Genomic DNA, 16,074 nt, shown 5'->3' with positions numbered 1-16,074 from the left:
CCAGCGCGGGGGCGATCTTGGCGATGCTGTCTGAGCGGTTCATGCGGCTTGCCTTTCGGGTTGAGCGTCCGCGAGGGCCTGGCGCAGATAGGCGGCCATCCGGCGGTCGTGGGCTTGGTGGTAGGAAGGCTCGGCGGCGTCAGCTTCCAGGGAGGCCAGCAGGCGCTCGGCGTGGTCGAAACCGAACGGTGCGCCTCGCCAGCGGAACTCGCCGTCTGCGAAGCTGAAGGGGTTCATGACGACACCCACGTCGCTGCGACTGCGAAGCCCGCGCACAGGGCGCAGTCGATGACGAACCACGTCAGATCGAACGGGTGGCCGGGCAGGGTGAGCTGCAGGATGGCGAACGCGCCCCACATCGCAGCGCCGATGAGCATGGGAGCTTTCATCGTCCCATGCTCCACAGCCCGGCATAGAGAACGAACCCCAGGAACCCGAACAGGCTCGTCAGGGCGGCGGTGTGGTAGGCGAGCCAGCCCAGGCTCACCCGGCGAGCGGGGAGGTTCTGGACAAGGTCAGCGGGGTCCTTGCGGAAGGGGGCAAGCGCCCGCTGGTTGGTGATCGAGGTCATTGGACTGACCCCGCTAGGCCGCAGTAGCCGTCCAGCCGCACCTCAACAGGCTGGGTCGTGTCCACCCCGCCGGAATGCCACGCAGGCGGCTCGATGTCGGCCCAGCGCCATTGAGAACGCGTCCGCCACGCCATGCAGGCAGAGGCGATGCAGCGGGCGTGCTCGGGGTTCTCGTTGATACTGAGTTCGCCCGCCTCCTTGATAGCCGCGCGGTTGGCAGGCGGAATGTAGCCGGGTGGCGCTTGATCGTCGTAGCAGACGACCCGCGCGAACGGACACCACTTCGCCTTGGCCTCATCTTCGGTCATGCGTGAATCCCCACCAAAGGAGCGGGCGTTGCGACCTCTTGCCCATCCCAGCCCCACGCCCGGAAGAACTCGCGCGTCAGGTCGGCGTCGATCTCCACGAACTCCCAGTGATAGAACCCGCCGCCATCGTTGATCCTGACGAACCGCGCCCAGACATGCTGACCGACCGCGAAGCCCAAGGCCTCAGCCGCCGTCAGCACCATCTCGGCCTGCTCGGCCAAGTCATCGTCTAGGTCCGGGATGTCGGTCGGAAACGACGCCAGGACGTGCGAGCCGTGCTCGTTGCGCCCGTCGAGGAACACGACCGAGCCGTGCTTGAGGCGTTGCAGCAGCCCCGATCCATCGGCATGGTCGATGCTCATGACGACATAGCCGGGCGGGATGCCGAAGCCCTCGCGCAGCAGGTAGGTCACCAGCACCACTTCGTTCTCGCCGGTGATGCTTCCGGTCGCCGGGTCGAACTCGGACAGCCAGAGCGTGTCGCCGACCTCGTAATCCCGGTCGTCTTTGCGGAACTCAAACCGCTTCATGCGGGCTCGGATCGCCGCGAAGGGTTCCGGCCACGTCTTAAGCATGTGGACCTTGTGAGGCATCAGCCCGTCCCCTTGGCCTTGGCGAGCCCGGCCGCGATCATCAGCGCGCCGCGCACCTGACCGGCCGTGAAGCCGCCGATGGACTTGTTCCAGTGGTAGTGGCGCGCCGGGTTCTGGGTCATCACCAGCAGCCGTGCGTTGTCGGGCAAGCCGGAGAGGTTCAGCGCCTCCAGAAGGCTGGACGGGTCGTGCGAGCGCGTTTGGGCGTCCGCGCCGGGAAGGCTCTGGGACGAGCTATTCATGCGGGAATCTCGACCAAAGGAGCAACAGCAGCCAGGGTGACGGCGGCTATGAAGGCGGCTTCGAAGATGGCGCGGGCGAGGGTCATTGGGCTGCGGCCTCCGCGACTGGCGTGTGATCGGGGCAGTTGGCCGCGAGGTTGGCGACCGCGATGGGTGCGCCGGGCTTTCCCCACCAGCGTCGGGCGTCGGCCCGCACCTGATCGGTCAGCTTGCGATGGCAGTCCGCCGTAGCGCAGTCGGCGGCGCAGAAGGTCTTGTCGCGGAAGCAGATCACGACACGCGCTCCAGCAGCTTCGCCAGCAGGACGGCGGCTTCCTCGGCATCCTCCTGGCTGTCAGTCCAGCCGAGGATTTCGTCGGCCTGATAGACGGCGGTGAACTCGTCGGGTTCGGTGTGGAAGGCGACGGCGCCCGTCCAGGCGAGGTTGTCTTCCCAGAACGTGACGCGCATGGCGCCATCCTCGGTCACCGCCCAAAAGTAGCGGTCGCGCGGGTAGGGCGTGGACAGCGGCGATCCGTTGACGACGTGAAGCTTGCCGTTCCAGTCGAGGGGGGAGGTCACCAGCGGTCCTCCCTGTCGCGAGGGTCCGCCCAGCGGTCTTCGCCTTCCTGGCGGTAGCTCTCGAGGAACCGCACGTCGCAGCACTTGAGGCAGGTGATCTTGAGGAAGCCCTCAGACCGGCCGCCCTCTTGCTCGCTGTCGTACGAGCCGCAGTTGGGGCAAGCGTCCATCACGCGGCCTCAGCGTCATTGGCGCCGCTCAGCGTCACGATGCTGAACGGGCCGTTGGAGGCCATCTCGGTCGCTTGGGCGCAGGCGCTCTCGCCGTACCGGGCGATGTCGGCGGCGTCGAACTCCGCGCGGAGCGCGGCGTCGGTGCATTCGCCCTGGTCGGCGGTGAGGGCGATGATCCTCAGGGCCATTTCGCGGATCAGGTTCGCAGAGTGGGTGTCGGCGAACTCGGCCCACTTAGCTTCGCAGTTGGCGAGGAGGTCGCGCCACGAGGTCCCGTAGATCAGGAACCCAGGCGCGCTGATCCCGCTGCCCTGCGGCTGGAAAAAGGCGTGAACGAGCAGGCCTGCCCGACGATGCGCGCCGAGAGTGGCGTTGCAGGCGGCTTTGGCCCCGACGCTGGCGGCGAAGGTGTCGAAGGCGTCCAGCGCCTCGGCGATGGTGAAGTCCTTGGTCATGACGCCGCGAGCCCAGCCAGACGCTTCATGTCGGCCATCGCCACTTCGTTGCTGTCATGGAAGCGAGCGGGGTTGATCTTGTAGCCGCTGGCCTCGTAGATCAGCCGCGCCGCGAGGTCGGTGTTGTGGAACGCCTCCAGCGCCTTGCCTTCGGGCCCGGCCAAGGTCACGACCCACCCGGCGCGGCAGTGCGTTGTATCGCAGGTATGCCAGGACGACATGTCCAGCGCCTTCGGCTGCGAGACCGCCTCATAGACCAGGGCGTGAATGTCGGGGATGGCGGGAATGGGTGGCGAGCCCATGAAGCCCGGTGTAGACTCTGGATCACCTCGCAGGCCCTCCTTGTTGTACAAGAAGGCGACATGCGAGCAGCGCGAGCAGTCCGAGCAGCCCGAGCAGCGCGAGCAGCGCGAGCAGCGCGAGCAGCCCGAGCAGTCCGAGCAGCCCGAGCAGCGCGAGCAGTCCGAGCAGCCCGAGCAGCGCGAGCAGTCCGAGCAGTCCGAGCAGTCCGAGCAGCCCGAGCAGCGCGAGCAGCGCGAGCAGTCCGAGCAGTCCGAGCAGTCCGAGCAGTCCGAGCAGCCCGAGCAGCGCGAGCAGCCCGAGCAGTCCGAGCAGTCCGAGCAGCCCGAGCAGCCCGAGCAGCGCGAGCAGCCCGAGCAGTCCGAGCAGTCCGAGCAGCCCGAGCAGCCCGAGCAGCGCGAGCAGTCCGAGCAGCGCGAGCAGCGCGAGCAGCCCGAGCAGCGCGAGCAGTCCGAGCAGTTGACGCAATCTCGGCAATCCTGGAGGCTGTCGAGCGCGGCCTGAGCCGCTTCCTCAGAGCCGAAATAGGCGACCGAGCAGCGGTTGCCTTCGGCGTCTTCAATCCATTCGTTCATGCGTCTTCCCATGGGCTTGATGTTGATGGGGTCCGAGGTCAGGCGGCCTCAACCGGGGTGGCGTTGATCGTCACCAGCACCGTGTTGACGGCGGTCCCCGACTCCTTGAAGGAGCCGTCCGGCAGCGCCTCGCAGGCGCCGCCGCTGTTGAGGATCAGGTCGCGAACCTCCCGATAGAGCGGCGTATCGCGGTAGGTGACCGCCGCGCTCATGATCGAGACCAGCCGGCCGCCCGGCTTCAGCATCTTCACGGCGTGCAGGACATGGCGGGCGTCCTGCTGCTTGGAGAAAGGCGGGTTCATCACGGCCCGGTCAAAGGGGCCGCCCAGCTCGATCACATCGGTCCGCAGGAAGTCGGCGCAGACCGCTTCGGGGTCGACCGTTTCGCGCAGCACCTCACAGAGCGACGGATGGATTTCGACGCATCGGACGTCGCCGCCGGCATCCCGCGCCTTCCGCGCCAGAGAGCCCTCGCCTGCGCTGGGTTCCAGAACCGACATGCCGGGCTCGATCATGGCCTTGGCGATGACGACCGGCGCCAAGGCCTCGGGCGTGAAGAACGCCTGGAAGTCCTGCTTGGTCCTGTCCCGCAGGTCAGGGACGACGCCAGTCAGCAGGATCGGATCGAGCACGTCGTCGGCGTCGAACGGGAACAGGTGGGCCTTGGCCTTGCGGTCCCACTTGCCGCCCGCGAACTCGAGGGCCTTGTTCGTGGCCTCGTAGAGCTTGCGGTCGAGTTGGCCGACGAGCCGCAGCGCGGGGCCTTCGGTGGAGGCGCGGTCAAGCACCTCCAGAACGTCTTGGTTCAAGCGCATCTTACGCAGCCTCAGCAGGGGTGGCTTCAAACGCGATGGCGACCAGAGCCAGACACGCCACAGCAGCAGGGTGAGCCGCAGCGCAGTCGTTCGGCGGGACCGAGAGCAGGTCCTTCATCGCCGAGTTGATCTCACGCGGGCAGGGAAGGTTGGCAGCGTTGGAAAAGCCGCGGTCATAGGCCTCGATGGCCCGCTGAGCGGTCGGCCCGTACCCGGCCCGCTGCAGGTCCAGACACGCTCGGTAGTAGCGCCCGCGAGGCGATGCGGCCCAGGCGAGCTGCTTGGCCATCAGGGCGCGGGCGGCTTCCTCGATCTCAGCGTCGGAGCGCGGTTCCGGCGGGCCGGAATAGTCCTGCATCCCGCCGAAGCTGACACCGCTGTTACGGGCCGCGCGGGTCTTGAGGGCGACGACGTTGGTTTCGTCGCGCTGGCGCTCACGGGCGATGTAGGGCGCGAGGTCAGCGGGGGCGGCGTCGAAGGTGAATGAGGTGCTGGTCATGTCTGGCCTCGGTGAGGTGATGACCAGAGTGTGCGATACGCACTCGCGCGCGTCAACAATAAAAGTGCAAGACGCACGCGATTAACCCGCGCGAACTGCGTCAGCGACGGCTCGCCTGGTTAGGCGGCGGTGTTGCGGACTAGGCTGAGGCCCTGGAGTACCTGGCGCTGGCGACGCGCATGGTCGATCCACATTTCCAACAGCGCGGGGGGCACCGCGCCGGGATCTACATCAAGGATCGCGCCGGGCGTGGCGTCCATTATGTCGGCGATCTTGCGCAGCCACTTGTCGGACAGCTCCCGCTTGCCGTCTTCCCAATCTTCGACGGCATCACTAGGAACGCCCAGCGATCCAGAGAGATCAGCTACCGTAAGACCTCGGAAAAGCCGCCAGGGCCGCAGGAAATGCTCGGCAGCGCCAAGCCTCGCCTCTTCACTGTGTTCGATGTCCGACGTCGCCCAGGACGGCGGGTTGCGCCCGTAAAGCAGCCATTCCTCGGCGACGCCGAAAGCTTCAGCGTATTGCTTGACCGCGCGGGAGATCGAGCGCGTGCCGTTTTCGTGCTGGGGGTAGGTATCGACGGAGAAGCCGTGGAACTTAGCGGCCGGCTTCGCCTTCTGGTGGCCAAGGTGTTCGCGAGCGGCCTTTAGCCGCCGTCCTTGCGCCTTCTGCTCAGCCTTCTTTTTCTCGTCGGGGTTCACTGCGGAAGTCTGCCGCAAAGGGCGCGTGCGTGAGGCACTTTTTCCATTGACGACCGCGAGTGCGTACTGCACTCTCTTTGAACATGAGAACCCACACAGAGATCATCGAAGCGGCGGGCGGCTATCGCGCCCTCGCGGAACGGCTGGGACTACCCAAGGACCGCGTGAGGTTCTGGGCGCGGCGCGGCGCGATCCCGCCGACCCAATGGGCGGTCGTCGCAAGCGCTAAGGTCGCCAGCCTCCGAGAACTCGCCGAAGCGGCGAGCGAAGGGCAGGCCGCGTGACCTACTTCGGCCCCAACCTTCCCAGGAACGTCGGCGTCAGCGCCCGAAAGAGCGCAATGGCTCCCCGACGCGCCTTGGATACGGCTGCGGCCTGCGAGGCTCCGCGTATCGGCATCACCGCCGCCAAGCTCTCTTCGTCCCGTAGTATCTCGGCAGCGGCGCGCAGGAAGGCATCGCCCTTCTTGCGTGAGACGGTGGTCAGATATGCTGACGCGAACACCCGCAGCAGCACGATTTCGGCGGACGGCGGGGGCAATTCGCTGGGCGCCGGCGGGTCGGCGATGTGCTGGGGTTCGGACATTGGCGCACGACACGCCATCGCCGGTGAATGGTTCCTGACGAAAGTTTCTAAATGCCTGCTTAACCGTAAGTTGCGGCAATCCGCCCCCCTGGCGTGCGCCTAGCCATGCTGTCGGGGGCTCACACATTCCAATCCACCTCCCAGTGCGCCCCCCCGGTGCTGGGAACGGATGCGCCCCGCGCTGCCGACCGTGGCCGCGCGGGGCTTGCTTCGCGCCTTACGACGCTCCGCGCCAGGGTGTGGAGCGGGCCCCTGGATTTCCATTCCCAACGTTCGGCGAGCTCTCCAGTGCCGCCGACGCGCGCAGCTTTCCCACTGCGCAGAGGCGGCTGGCTACGAGCCCCGGCCGGCCGCCTCACCCCATCCACCGGAGGGCAGGCCTCCATCAGTCGAGGACGCGGTCAAGGCCATCTGAGCCAGAGTCGCGTCCTCGAAAATCTCGTCGGCAAGGGTTGCAGCCCGAGCCGTGTGAGTGGCCGCCATGCGCAGCCATCCTCCTGCGATTGTCGGCGTTTCTCGCGCCGCCAGTCGGTAAGCGCCAGCCAATACGCCGTGCGCGATCATCTCTCTGACCTGTCCAAGGTCCTCGTCCAGCCCGTCTTCGCGTCCTCGCTCCATCTCTGCCCGGGCTCCCGTCCCGCGTCCATCCGTCGTGGTGAAACATGACGGATGTGACGATGCAGAGCATGGGGCGTGACCCGCATATTTTGTCGAAGCGCTTGGCCGCGTTTGTGAAGCGCCAGGGCTCGGCGAAAGAACTCTCCGACCGGATCGGTTGCGACGTCCGCACCGCCGAGAATATCCGCGAGGGGCATTGGCCTATCGCCCGGCACTGGCTTGGCCTGCTGCTGGCCTTCGGTAAGGATCTAACCGACGCTGTCTTTCACCCCGATGAGGCCGCCGCACGCCTCGAACTGGAGGTCGCCGCCCTTGACCAAGCGCTCGCACGAAAGCGGGCCGATCTCCTCCATGCTCAAAGCTATCTCGCTCGCCTGGAGAAAGTTCGTGCTCGGCCTCGCCAGGGGCCCGCCGAAGACCTGACGCGGCATCCCGCGCCCTAGACGCCCACCCCCATCATCCGCGGGGGCAAGGGCGGATGGAACAGGGGAGGGCGGGCCGATGGCCGCTCCGATAGGTCCAGATGACATCGTCGAGTGCATCAGCGGCAAAACGCTGACCATCGGCGCGGTCTATCGCGTGCATGAGGTGGTCGATGGTCCGGCCTGGTGTCCTTGCCACGGCGGATCGCCATTCGGGCTGAAGATCAGCGGCCACGCCAACAGCGACGGCGCCATCGGCTTCTGCGGCCTGAATTTCAAGCCCATCTATCCTGGTGGAGAGCTGACCAAGCTGCTGATGCAGCCCATTCCTGCCGAGCCTGAACGGGTGTCGGCATGATCCGCATCCCCTTCTTCGGCCGCCGCTTCACCGCCAAGGAATGGGCCGAGCGCACCTGCGCCCTGGCCGCTCCGACGCAGGTTGTCGGGCATGTCCGCGCCGCCCGCCGCAAAGCCGTGACCAACGGCCTCCTGGCCTCTGTCTCCCCTGAAACACGTCAAAGGGTAGAGGCCAAGCTGGCGGAAGCGGAGCGGGCGCGATGAGCCCCCTCGCCACCCGCATCCTAGAACTCGACGCCCAAGGCTTCAGCCGCGTCCAGATCGCCGAACGTCTCGGCTGCACCCGGGTCTACGCCTGGATGGTGGTCAAGGCCCATGGCCGCCCGATCCCGCCGAGTGGCCACCACGACCGGCATGGGGTCAGCCCGCGCAAGCGCCGTGTCGGGCGCGCCTCGCAGCCTCGCGATCTTTCGGGAGCCGGCGCATGAGCAGCTACAAGAACGGCAACGACCCCGGCTTCTGGGAACTCGCCACCTTCGACCGCCTCGCCGAGCAATACGGCGGTGCGCGCGCCAAGCGGATCATGCTGGGCGAGGACACCAAGACCAACGCCGACATCGAAGCTTGGCGCCGCCTTGGCCAGCGGAAGGACGCGGCATGAGCGCCGAGCCCTTCTTCGACCTTGCGCCTCCGCCGCGCCTCACCATGCGGACCATCGCCTTCCGAGTCGCCGAGAAGCACGGCTTGACCCTGGACGACCTCCGCTCGCCGAGCCGTCGCCGACCGCTGGTCGTCGCGCGTCAGGAGGCCATGCACGAAATCCGTCAGGCCACCACGCAGAGCCTCCCGGCTATCGGCCGCTTCTTCGACCGCGACCACACGACCGTCATACACGCCCTTGAGCGCCATGCGGCGAGGCTCCAGGCGTGACCGCCTCTCCACTGCTTCACACCCCCTACACCCGCGCCGAGAGCACCCACATGCTCCGCGCCCGGCTCGGCGGCGTCCTAGACCTCCTCTGCGCCGCAGTCGGGTACGACCGGCTGCAGGCTGTCCTGTCGAGCGAGATGCGGTCCTTGGCGGCCCGTGAGCGTGAAGCCGGCCGCGCGCCGAGAGGATGGATCGGATGAGCCGGTTCCTATCCATCAATTTCCCGGCTCCGGCTGAGAGTAGGGCGGTGGCCGCGTGAGCGTTGTGATCCACCATGGCGACAGCTGGGAGGTGCTGAAGGGCATTCCAGACGGAAGCGTGGACTCCTGCTGCACTGACGCGCCCTACGCCTTGGTCGCCACGCTGAAGCGCTTCGGGGCCGACAACGCCGCGCCGGTGAAGGCCGGGAAGACGGGCGTCTACAAGCGCTCGGCCGCTGGATTTATGGGGAAGCGCTGGGACACTGGTGAGGCAGCTCACAATCCTGCGTTCTGGGCTGAAGTCCTGCGGGTCCTGAAGCCCGGCGCCCACCTGATCGCCTTCTCCGGCACGCGCACCCAACACCGACAGGTCTGCGCCATCGAGGATGCCGGTTTCGAAATCCGAGACACCGTCCTCGACCTGATCGCGTCGGACACCCTGGCGATGACCTTCTTCGCCTCGCTCACTGACGAACAGCAGGGCGCCTTCGCCCGTGTCGTGGAAGAGGCCGGCATCGGCGGAATGCTCGCCTGGTGTTTTGGGTCTGGCTTTCCGAAATCGCACAACCAGACCGGCGCGCATGAGGGCTGGGGTTCGGCGCTGAAGCCCGCCTTCGAACCGATCTGCCTCGCCCGCAAGCCGATGATCGGGACCATTGCGCAGAACCTCGCAGCCTTCGGGACCGGGGCGCTGAATATCGACGGGTGCCGGGTCGGCACGGCAGACGACTTGAACGGCGGCGCCTACACCGAGGGCCGCCAGCCGCGAGCAATGGCCCCCGGCGGCGCGGCGAGAAGCGCCCAGCCTGGAGCCTACAGCCCGCCTGCTGGCCGCTGGCCTGCCAACGCCGTCCATGACGGCTCGGATGAGGTGATCGCGGCGTTTCCTGAGAGCGATGGGGCTCAGGGGCGGGTCACTGGTCGCGAGCCCTCGACAGGCGAGCGCTACATTCTGAGCGGACTTGCGGGAAACCACGCGCCGCGCGAGCCGCGCGCCGACTCCGCCTCCCGCTTCTTCTACACCGCCAAGGCCGACGCCACAGACCGCCTCGGCTCCAAGCATCCAACCGTTAAGCCAACCGACCTCATGCGCTGGCTGGTCCGACTAGTCACGCCGCCTGGGGGGACAGTCCTGGACCCGTTCGCTGGCAGCGGGTCGACTGGTGTCGCCTGCATCGCCGAGGGCTTCGACGCCATCCTGATCGAGCGCGAGGCGGAATACGTCGCCGACATCCGCCGCCGCATCGCGTGGGCCCAAGGCGAAGGCCGCTTGACCGCCCAAGAGATGGCGAAGGCCCCTGACCTGACCCACGACGACCTCCCTCTATTCGGGGGCCAAGCCGCATGAACCGCTGTCCCCACTGCAACCAGCCGATGCCGATCAACGCTTCGGCCCGGACCGGCTTCCGAGGCGTTCCGCTCGAGATGAGGCTCCTCGCCTCCTATGAGATCGACAAGGTCTCAGGCTGCTGGAACTGGATCGGCGGGCGTCGCTCTAGGCGATACGGCCAGATCTACGCCTTCGGTCGCCGGATGAGCGCGCACCGCGCCTCGTGGATGCTGAACCGAGGCCCCATCGCGGCGGGCCTGGTTGTTTGCCACCGCTGCGACAACCCGCTCTGCGTCAATCCAGATCATCTTTTCCTCGGCACCCAAGCCGACAACGTCGCCGACATGGATTCAAAAGGGCGGCGAGGGCGGGTGCGCGGTGAAGCGGTGAACACCGCCAAGCTGACCGCAGAGCAGGTCCTAGAGATTCGCGCGCTGTTTGGTCGGTTGCCGCACCGGATGATTGCGGAGCGCTTCGGGGTCACCAAGAGCCAGATCGACAAGATCAGGTCAGGGGTTTGCTGGGCGCATGTCACCGCCGACAACCCTGAGAGCTATCATCCCAAGGGCGCTGATCCAGTCGCGCCCACGCCTCTGTTCGATGAGGCCGCCTAATGCCCGACGGAACCCTCGACCTGCGCAACGTCAAGGCGGTGGCATGAGCAAGCGGCCATCCTTCCAGTTCTATCCGCCCGACTGGCGCAGGGACGCAGACCTTCGGCTCTGCTCCATGGCGGCCCGCGGCCTGTGGATCGACATGCTCTGCCTGATGCACGAGGGGGAGCCCTACGGCCACCTCACGGCCCACGGCCGGCCGATGAAGCCAGAGCAGCTGGCGAAGCTTGTCGGAGAGCCGGCGGCCTCGGTGAAGCGCTGGCTCGCCGAACTGGCGGATCACGAGGTGTTCTCGGTCACCGAGGACGGCCTGGTGTTCAGCCGCCGCATGGTGCGCGACGAGCAGGTCCGCGAGGCGCGTGCGCTGGGTGGTCATGCCGGTGCGGCCCACGGCGCGAAGGGCGCCGAACACGGAGCCAAGGGTGGTCGCCCGAAGAAGGTGGAGGGGGGGGCAGACACCGAAACAAGGGGGGATAATAAACCCCCCTTAGAACCCCCCCCTTCTTCTTCATCTCCGTCTTCTCAAGGTTCCGAAGATGAATCTTCGGGCGTCGATGACGCCGAGCCGGGCTTCGATCCCGACAAGGCGACCTGGGAAATGGGCGTGAAACTGCTCAGGTCGCAGGGCAGGGCCAGCGAGAGCGCCGCCCGCGGCTTCATTGGCAAGCTGCTGAAGGATCGGCCAGGGCTCGTCGCGAAAGACCTGCTGCCGGCGGTGACCGGCGCCCTGGCGAACAAGACCGGCGATCCGCAGGCCTATCTCACACGCGCCGCCGACGGCATCGCCAAACGCCGCGGCGAACACGTCGAACCGAAACGCGTGGGCTTCGTCTGATGGCCAGCAAGGAACAGAAGGCCCGCGAGGTCGGCATCGAGGTCCGCCCGCACATGGCCGACTACCGCACGCCGTGCCCGTCGTGCTCGCCCAACCGCCGCAAGAAAAAAGACCCCTGCCTGCACGTCACGATCACGTCAGAGGCCGTCAAGGCCTTCTGTTTTCACTGCGATTTCAAAGGGACCTACACCGATGACGATCAGCGAAGGGATGCTTTCCGTCCTCGAAGCGCGCGGGATCGACATCGAGCTGGCCAGCCGCCTCGGGTTCAGCAGCGCCAGGCGCGGGGATGGTGAGGCCTTGGTGATCCCCTTCACGCGGAACGGCGACGTCGTGCGCCGCAAGTACCGGCGCTTCGACATCATCGAGGGCGGCAAGGGCCCGAAGTGGTCCCAGGATCCCGGTGGCTTGAAGCTGGCCTTCAATGAGGACTGCCTGCGCAACCAGTCCCTGTTCGGCAAGCCCCTGATCATCACCGAGGGCGAGTTCGACGCAGTCGCGGCGATCCAGTCCGGCTTCGAGAAGACCATCAGCGTTCCCGATGGCGCCCCGGCCCCCGGCGATCGGTCGATGGAAGACCTCGAGGCCGCCAAGAAATACGATTGGGTGTTCGACCAGATCGCGCTGTTCCACAAGGAGCAGGTTCCCGAGATCATCATCGCCTCGGACGGCGACGCCAACGGCGCGGCGATGCTGCAGGACCTGTCGGTGATCTTCGGCCGCTACCGCTGTAAGTTCCTGACCTACCCGAAGTCGCGGAAGGACCGCGGCCGGGAGCGCTGCAAGGATCTGAACGAGGTTCTGGAGGACTACGGCCCGAAGGGTGTGGTCGAAACCATCGCGCGCGCCCAATGGCTGGCGGTCCCCGGCGTGTTCAAGATGAGCGAGCTTCCGCCGCTCCCGACAATGGCGATCTATGAGCCGCGCCATGAGCTGCTGCGGGCCAACCTCAAGGTCCGGCTCGGGGACTTCTCCGTCGTCACCGGGACGCCGGGGTTCGGGAAGACCACCTTCGTCAACGACCTGATGTGCGGGATCGCCTACGACAACGGCCTGAAGATCGCATGGGCGTCGTTCGAGCAGGAGCCGCAGCGCGATCACCGCCGCGCCCTCCGTGCCTGGCTGAACGGCCGGCCCGAGCACAACCAGGACCACAACGAACTCCACGTCGCCGACAAGTGGATCGACGCGGCCCACGTTTTCATCGTGCCGAGCGAAGACGAGGACGCGACCCTCGAATGGCTGCTGGAGCGGATGGAGATCGCAGTCGTCCGCCACCACGTCAGCATCATCGTTCTCGACCCCTGGAACGAGATCGAACACAGCCGCCGGCAGTCGGAAACCGAGACCGAGTACATCGGCCGCGCCATCCGCGCCCTGAAACGCTTCGCCAAGGCTTTCCGCGTCCACATAACCGTCGTCGCCCACCCGACCAAGAGCACCAAGGACGGGGAGGGCAACTACAAGATGCCGACCCTCTACGACATCTCGGGAAGCGCCAACTGGTACAACAAGTGCGACCTGGGCGTGATCGTCCACCGGGAGAACGAAGACCACACGATCATCAAGGTCCAGAAGTCCCGCTACCACGAGACCATCGGCGTGCCTGGTGAGGTTCGCATGTCCTACTCCAAGGACGAGCGGCGCTTCATCGAAGTGGAGCGCGCAGCATGACCGCCCCCAACATTCCAGCCGTCGAGACGATCTACAAAGGCAACCGCTACCGTTCACGAACAGAGGCAAAATGGGCCGTGTTCTTCGATCTGGTGAAGGTCCCCTACGAGTACGAAGTGCAGGGCGTTGACCTGCCCAGCGGGCGCTATCTGCCGGACTTCTGGCTTCCAACGCAGGAGGTGTGGTTCGAGGTCAAGGGCAGTTGGGACGCTGTCGGCGGTCTCTCGAAATACGCCGAGCTGTGCGCGATGAGCGGTCACTTCGTGATCGTGGCGGCTGGGGCGCCCAGCGCTGTCGATAACATGCTGGTCCTGCGACCGAAGCCCCTGTTCCACGGCGGTGTCGCGATCACCCTGCCGCTCGAGAACGTGGATGCTCACCTGCACGCTGGCGAGTGCCGGTTCCTGCTGCGAGGCGATGACCTGGCCTTTCGAACCCCCGCCGGCATCCGCTACGGGAGAGGCGGGCATTGGGAGATTTCCCTCATCGACCGCGCCGTTGAGGGCGGCTGCCGGGACTGCGACCGTCAACTCAACGAGGCCGGCTTTTCCCGGTTCGAACACGGCGAGCGCGGCGCGCGGGCCGGATGGGAGCGTCGAGCATGATCCCGATCTGGCGAGCCCTTGCCGACGGCCTGATCAATGCGGCGGAACAACTGCCCAAGCGATCCGCTGGCGCACGACACCTCAGGGACGCCGCGGCCTCGCTTCTGGATGCGGACCAAGCCCTTGAGCGCGAAGGCTCTCCCGCCCCCTCCGAAACCGTGAGAGTAGCATGACCGACTGCCCGAAGCCCGGCGAAATCCGCGTCATCAACGGCCAGCAGTGCCGCTTCATCGAGCGCGAGCTTGAGGGCGACGTCTGGGAGGTTCTGGAGCCCGCAACCATCGCCGTTCGATCCTACTCGATGCCGTTCACCCGCATCCCCTGCACCATGGACGAAGCCGATACGGAGCTGCCGATAGAGGCGCTGCACGACGAGGTGACCGCCAAGTACCCGAATATCCTCGCCGCGCTTCACGCCTCGGAACTCTCTGAGGACGACCGATGATCCGCTTCACCACCTACCTCATCCTCGCCGTTGCGGGGTTCTGCGGTCTCGTCGCGGCCGTCGCCCTTGCTGGGTATCTGCTGGCGGCCCCGGCCCGTGCGGAACCCCGGCTGATCGTGTGCGAGAGCCCGGGCCTGATCGACGGTGACACGATGGTCTGCGCCGGCGAGCGGGTCCGGCTCTGGGGAATCCAGGCGCCGGAACGGGCCGACCCTGGCGGACCCGCTGCAACCCGCGCCTTGGCCGAGATCACCAAAGGTCAGACCGTGATCTGCATCGCCCGGGGCCGATCGTATGAGCGTGTCGTGGCTCAGTGCTTCGTCGGGGACATGGACGTCGCCGGAGAGATGGTGCGCCGCGGGCAGGCGGTGGATTGGCCGAAGTTCAGCCGGGGCCATTACGCGGGGATCGGGCGATGAGCATGGACGACGACTGGTCCGACTTCCCCGTGATCCTTGGGCAGGGCTCCTGCCACACCCTGACCGACGACAGCGGCCGGGTGTTCGGCGACAAGGCCGCCAGAATCCGCGTCAGGCCCAAGCCGCGGCCCATCGGCTTCCACCTGCCGCCGAAGACGAAGGGTTCGGGCCGGTGACCCAGGTCTTCTGCCGCTACGCCACCGCCTCGACAGAGGCCTATGTCGTTCATCCGGGCGGCCAACACGAGCGCGTCACCGACCCGCCGCGCGACCTCTGCGCCTGGGCTCAGTTCCACCCGGCCTCGGCCGAAAAGCTGACCGACACCCCGCCCTGGCTCCAGCGCAACGCCCTCGCCGGCCATCTCATGCGGGCGGCTGACTGCGCCACCTGTCCCTGTTTCGAGCGTGGAGAGCCTGTCGAATGACCGCCGAACTCAAGATCGAGCTGCCCGACGCCGAGCGTGGTCTCTCCCCCGACGAGGAGCAGCGCCTGAACCGCCTTCTGGCCAGGGCCGGGAACAAGCGGCTGACCGGGGACCAGCGGAAAGCCGCGGCTGAAGAGCTCGCCCGGATGGAGGGGAACCTGCGCGCCCGCCGCGACCAAGCCTGGCTCGCAGCTTCGGCCCTGGAGACCATCGCGCTCGCTGAAGGCCGGGGAGAGGACGTGGACCGTGGACGGTCGGGCCAGATTCGGGCGCACAACCGTGACGCCCTGCTGTCGCTTCTGCGCGCAGGCCGGCTGACCCTAGACGAGTTCGACATCGGCCACGCCTGCCGAGAACTCTACGAGCGCCAGTCCGAAGACCTGGGAGCGATGAACTATGGGGACGCCGGCCGCGCAGACCACGACAACGCCCAATTCGTCCACGCTAGGCTCCAGCGCGCGAAAGCCACGCAGCGCGTACCGATGATCGAACGCGCTATCGCCGTCGACTGCCGAGATGAACCCGCCTCGCTCCAGATGTTCCGCGCCGTGATCGGCCGAAACATCCCGCTCAGCGCGTTCGGGCTGCGGGACGCTTTTGATCGCCACGTCGCGGCCTTGAAGCGCGCCCTTGCAGTCGCTGATCGCTTCTCTTCGGCCACAAAAACAGACGCGCGTTAACCCCCTGTTAGTTGACGGAAAAGCGTAACCGTGCAAATACGGCATCAGCGCGATTGCGCCGGAGGGGTTCGACAACCCCCCGGGCCCGCGCAAAGTTCCATTTCAGCCGCAACCCACCGGGCGCTCTGACGAGCAGCGGCGACCAATCGCGCCCAGCCACGTCGCTCAACCTCAGCAAGGCAAGCCAGCAGGCCCAAGGGCCG

The 16,074-nt window shown here is 66.7% G+C and carries 34 protein-coding genes; 18 read left to right on the top strand and 16 right to left on the bottom strand.

What is annotated here, in order from left to right; translation table 11 throughout:
- Positions 1 to 39: 39 nt before the first annotated feature.
- From V6M51_RS01465 to V6M51_RS01395, 15 genes are all read right to left on the bottom strand, one after another.
- Positions 40 to 237 carry a hypothetical protein gene (locus V6M51_RS01465; RefSeq protein WP_332764015.1) on the bottom strand — a complete coding sequence of 66 codons (198 nt, stop codon included), beginning with the start codon at positions 235 to 237 and terminating at the stop codon, positions 40 to 42.
- Positions 234 to 389 carry a hypothetical protein gene (locus V6M51_RS01460; protein WP_332764013.1) on the bottom strand — a complete coding sequence of 52 codons (156 nt, stop codon included), beginning with the start codon at positions 387 to 389 and terminating at the stop codon, positions 234 to 236. The genes V6M51_RS01465 and V6M51_RS01460 overlap by 4 nt, the downstream gene beginning before the upstream one ends.
- Positions 386 to 571, bottom strand: a complete 186-nt coding sequence (locus tag V6M51_RS01455) for a hypothetical protein (RefSeq protein WP_332764012.1) — start codon at positions 569 to 571, stop codon at positions 386 to 388. The genes V6M51_RS01460 and V6M51_RS01455 overlap by 4 nt, the downstream gene beginning before the upstream one ends.
- Positions 568 to 879: a hypothetical protein gene (locus V6M51_RS01450; protein WP_332764010.1), complete on the bottom strand. Its 312-nt coding sequence runs from the start codon at positions 877 to 879 to the stop codon at positions 568 to 570. Before V6M51_RS01450 ends, V6M51_RS01455 begins: the two co-directional genes overlap by 4 nt.
- Positions 876 to 1,472 (bottom strand): DUF3850 domain-containing protein, encoded by a 597-nt coding sequence (locus tag V6M51_RS01445; RefSeq protein ID WP_332764008.1) that lies wholly within the window; start codon positions 1,470 to 1,472, stop codon positions 876 to 878. The genes V6M51_RS01450 and V6M51_RS01445 overlap by 4 nt, the downstream gene beginning before the upstream one ends.
- A complete protein-coding gene (locus V6M51_RS01440) occupies positions 1,472 to 1,714 on the bottom strand; it encodes a hypothetical protein (protein ID WP_332764007.1) in 243 nt (80 codons plus the stop codon). Before V6M51_RS01440 ends, V6M51_RS01445 begins: the two co-directional genes overlap by 1 nt.
- Positions 1,715 to 1,796: 82 nt before the next feature.
- Entirely contained in the window at positions 1,797 to 1,988 is a 192-nt protein-coding gene (locus tag V6M51_RS01435; RefSeq protein ID WP_332764004.1) for a hypothetical protein, read from the bottom strand.
- Positions 1,985 to 2,275, bottom strand: a complete 291-nt coding sequence (locus tag V6M51_RS01430; RefSeq protein ID WP_332764002.1) for a hypothetical protein — start codon at positions 2,273 to 2,275, stop codon at positions 1,985 to 1,987. Before V6M51_RS01430 ends, V6M51_RS01435 begins: the two co-directional genes overlap by 4 nt.
- Positions 2,272 to 2,445: a hypothetical protein gene (locus V6M51_RS01425; protein WP_332764001.1), complete on the bottom strand. Its 174-nt coding sequence runs from the start codon at positions 2,443 to 2,445 to the stop codon at positions 2,272 to 2,274. The genes V6M51_RS01430 and V6M51_RS01425 overlap by 4 nt, the downstream gene beginning before the upstream one ends.
- Positions 2,445 to 2,903, bottom strand: a complete 459-nt coding sequence (locus V6M51_RS01420) for a hypothetical protein (protein WP_332763999.1) — start codon at positions 2,901 to 2,903, stop codon at positions 2,445 to 2,447. The genes V6M51_RS01425 and V6M51_RS01420 overlap by 1 nt, the downstream gene beginning before the upstream one ends.
- Entirely contained in the window at positions 2,900 to 3,205 is a 306-nt protein-coding gene (locus tag V6M51_RS01415) for a hypothetical protein (RefSeq protein ID WP_332763998.1), read from the bottom strand. Before V6M51_RS01415 ends, V6M51_RS01420 begins: the two co-directional genes overlap by 4 nt.
- A 22-nt stretch (positions 3,206 to 3,227) precedes the next feature.
- A complete protein-coding gene (locus V6M51_RS01410) occupies positions 3,228 to 3,671 on the bottom strand; it encodes a hypothetical protein (protein WP_332763997.1) in 444 nt (147 codons plus the stop codon).
- 145 nt (positions 3,672 to 3,816) lie between these two features.
- Positions 3,817 to 4,587: a methyltransferase gene (locus V6M51_RS01405; RefSeq protein WP_332763996.1), complete on the bottom strand. Its 771-nt coding sequence runs from the start codon at positions 4,585 to 4,587 to the stop codon at positions 3,817 to 3,819.
- A gap of 7 nt (positions 4,588 to 4,594) precedes the next feature.
- Positions 4,595 to 5,092 carry a hypothetical protein gene (locus tag V6M51_RS01400; protein WP_332763995.1) on the bottom strand — a complete coding sequence of 166 codons (498 nt, stop codon included), beginning with the start codon at positions 5,090 to 5,092 and terminating at the stop codon, positions 4,595 to 4,597.
- Between the two features lie 119 nt (positions 5,093 to 5,211).
- Positions 5,212 to 5,793 (bottom strand): helix-turn-helix transcriptional regulator, encoded by a 582-nt coding sequence (locus tag V6M51_RS01395; protein WP_332763993.1) that lies wholly within the window; start codon positions 5,791 to 5,793, stop codon positions 5,212 to 5,214.
- Between the two features lie 83 nt (positions 5,794 to 5,876).
- Here V6M51_RS01395 and V6M51_RS23820 point away from each other — a divergent pair, with 83 nt between their 5' ends.
- Complete coding sequence (locus V6M51_RS23820) at positions 5,877 to 6,077, top strand: carph-isopro domain-containing protein (RefSeq protein ID WP_442957831.1); 201 nt, start codon at positions 5,877 to 5,879, stop codon at positions 6,075 to 6,077.
- Position 6,078: 1 nt separating this feature from the next.
- On the opposite strand, the gene V6M51_RS01390 is transcribed toward V6M51_RS23820, so the two are convergent.
- Complete coding sequence (locus tag V6M51_RS01390) at positions 6,079 to 6,378, bottom strand: hypothetical protein (protein WP_332763991.1); 300 nt, start codon at positions 6,376 to 6,378, stop codon at positions 6,079 to 6,081.
- 662 nt (positions 6,379 to 7,040) lie between these two features.
- Between V6M51_RS01390 and V6M51_RS01385 the strand changes: the two genes are divergently transcribed.
- From V6M51_RS01385 to V6M51_RS01305, 17 genes are all read left to right on the top strand, one after another.
- A complete protein-coding gene (locus V6M51_RS01385; protein ID WP_332763989.1) occupies positions 7,041 to 7,439 on the top strand; it encodes a hypothetical protein in 399 nt (132 codons plus the stop codon).
- 58 nt (positions 7,440 to 7,497) lie between these two features.
- Positions 7,498 to 7,776, top strand: coding sequence for a hypothetical protein (locus V6M51_RS01380; RefSeq protein WP_332763987.1), 279 nt, complete (start codon positions 7,498 to 7,500; stop codon positions 7,774 to 7,776).
- The gene (locus V6M51_RS01375; protein WP_332763985.1) at positions 7,773 to 7,979 is read left to right on the top strand and encodes a hypothetical protein; all 207 of its coding nucleotides are present in this window, start codon (positions 7,773 to 7,775) and stop codon (positions 7,977 to 7,979) included. The genes V6M51_RS01380 and V6M51_RS01375 overlap by 4 nt, the downstream gene beginning before the upstream one ends.
- Positions 7,976 to 8,203, top strand: a complete 228-nt coding sequence (locus V6M51_RS01370) for a hypothetical protein (RefSeq protein WP_332763983.1) — start codon at positions 7,976 to 7,978, stop codon at positions 8,201 to 8,203. The genes V6M51_RS01375 and V6M51_RS01370 overlap by 4 nt, the downstream gene beginning before the upstream one ends.
- A complete protein-coding gene (locus V6M51_RS01365; RefSeq protein ID WP_332763981.1) occupies positions 8,200 to 8,376 on the top strand; it encodes a hypothetical protein in 177 nt (58 codons plus the stop codon). Before V6M51_RS01370 ends, V6M51_RS01365 begins: the two co-directional genes overlap by 4 nt.
- Positions 8,373 to 8,645 (top strand): helix-turn-helix domain-containing protein, encoded by a 273-nt coding sequence (locus tag V6M51_RS01360; RefSeq protein ID WP_332763979.1) that lies wholly within the window; start codon positions 8,373 to 8,375, stop codon positions 8,643 to 8,645. The genes V6M51_RS01365 and V6M51_RS01360 overlap by 4 nt, the downstream gene beginning before the upstream one ends.
- A complete protein-coding gene (locus V6M51_RS01355) occupies positions 8,642 to 8,845 on the top strand; it encodes a hypothetical protein (protein ID WP_332763977.1) in 204 nt (67 codons plus the stop codon). Before V6M51_RS01360 ends, V6M51_RS01355 begins: the two co-directional genes overlap by 4 nt.
- Positions 8,846 to 8,900: 55 nt before the next feature.
- Positions 8,901 to 10,193 carry a DNA-methyltransferase gene (locus V6M51_RS01350; RefSeq protein ID WP_332763975.1) on the top strand — a complete coding sequence of 431 codons (1,293 nt, stop codon included), beginning with the start codon at positions 8,901 to 8,903 and terminating at the stop codon, positions 10,191 to 10,193.
- A complete protein-coding gene (locus V6M51_RS01345; RefSeq protein ID WP_332763973.1) occupies positions 10,190 to 10,789 on the top strand; it encodes an HNH endonuclease signature motif containing protein in 600 nt (199 codons plus the stop codon). Before V6M51_RS01350 ends, V6M51_RS01345 begins: the two co-directional genes overlap by 4 nt.
- 43 nt (positions 10,790 to 10,832) lie before the next feature.
- A complete protein-coding gene (locus tag V6M51_RS01340; protein ID WP_332763971.1) occupies positions 10,833 to 11,624 on the top strand; it encodes a hypothetical protein in 792 nt (263 codons plus the stop codon).
- 192 nt (positions 11,625 to 11,816) lie between these two features.
- Positions 11,817 to 13,298, top strand: a complete 1,482-nt coding sequence (locus tag V6M51_RS01335; protein WP_332763969.1) for a bifunctional DNA primase/helicase — start codon at positions 11,817 to 11,819, stop codon at positions 13,296 to 13,298.
- Positions 13,295 to 13,903 (top strand): hypothetical protein, encoded by a 609-nt coding sequence (locus tag V6M51_RS01330; protein WP_332763967.1) that lies wholly within the window; start codon positions 13,295 to 13,297, stop codon positions 13,901 to 13,903. The genes V6M51_RS01335 and V6M51_RS01330 overlap by 4 nt, the downstream gene beginning before the upstream one ends.
- Positions 13,904 to 14,072: 169 nt before the next feature.
- The gene (locus V6M51_RS01325; protein ID WP_332763965.1) at positions 14,073 to 14,348 is read left to right on the top strand and encodes a hypothetical protein; all 276 of its coding nucleotides are present in this window, start codon (positions 14,073 to 14,075) and stop codon (positions 14,346 to 14,348) included.
- On the top strand, positions 14,345 to 14,767 hold the full coding sequence (locus V6M51_RS01320) for a thermonuclease family protein (RefSeq protein ID WP_332763963.1): 423 nt from the start codon (positions 14,345 to 14,347) through the stop codon (positions 14,765 to 14,767). The genes V6M51_RS01325 and V6M51_RS01320 overlap by 4 nt, the downstream gene beginning before the upstream one ends.
- A complete protein-coding gene (locus V6M51_RS01315; protein ID WP_332763961.1) occupies positions 14,764 to 14,943 on the top strand; it encodes a hypothetical protein in 180 nt (59 codons plus the stop codon). Before V6M51_RS01320 ends, V6M51_RS01315 begins: the two co-directional genes overlap by 4 nt.
- Positions 14,940 to 15,191, top strand: a complete 252-nt coding sequence (locus V6M51_RS01310; protein ID WP_332763959.1) for a hypothetical protein — start codon at positions 14,940 to 14,942, stop codon at positions 15,189 to 15,191. Before V6M51_RS01315 ends, V6M51_RS01310 begins: the two co-directional genes overlap by 4 nt.
- Positions 15,188 to 15,871 (top strand): hypothetical protein, encoded by a 684-nt coding sequence (locus tag V6M51_RS01305; RefSeq protein ID WP_332763957.1) that lies wholly within the window; start codon positions 15,188 to 15,190, stop codon positions 15,869 to 15,871. Before V6M51_RS01310 ends, V6M51_RS01305 begins: the two co-directional genes overlap by 4 nt.
- The last annotated feature ends 203 nt before the right edge of the window (positions 15,872 to 16,074 follow it).

The organism is Phenylobacterium sp. (assembly GCF_036677185.1).
Lineage (GTDB): Bacteria > Pseudomonadota > Alphaproteobacteria > Caulobacterales > Caulobacteraceae > Phenylobacterium.
The sequence above is the reverse complement of the archived record's forward strand: the minus strand, read 5'-3'. Positions and strand labels throughout refer to the sequence as shown.